This is a genomic window from Erwinia sp. PME.40.26/001 (genome assembly GCF_055556675.1).
This window is the reverse complement of sequence record NZ_JBVHNP010000105.1, coordinates 1-279: the sequence shown is the minus strand read 5'-3', so window position 1 is coordinate 279 and position 279 is coordinate 1. Positions and strand designations below refer to the sequence as shown.

Here is a 279-nt window from a genome sequence, read left to right as displayed (position 1 = left end):
GACGCTCACGCGGGAGTCGTCCGGGTGGATGCCACGGGCGACAAGGCCGGCATCCTCCAGCTGGTGCACGAGTCGGGTCATGCCGGGCTGCGAGATGCGGCTGAGGGTCGCGAGGTCGCCGAGGCGCTGCGGGCCGTGGTCGCGCAGCAGGGTGAGCGTGCGCCACTGCGCAGCGGGGGTGTCGTTCTTGGTGTCTATGGCGGCGGTGCGCGTGAGGGCGTGCACCGCGAGGATCAGTCTCTGGAGATCGTCGTCGCGGGTCATTCCCCCGAGTATACC

The 279-nt window shown here is 70.3% G+C and carries 1 protein-coding gene; it reads right to left on the bottom strand.

Going from position 1 to position 279, the window contains the following annotated elements; translation table 11 throughout:
• A partial coding sequence (locus ACZ3HG_RS23420; protein WP_465334728.1) for a MarR family transcriptional regulator occupies window positions 1-264 on the bottom strand: 264 nt, incomplete at its 3' end.
• Window positions 265-279: the final 15 nt, after the last annotated feature.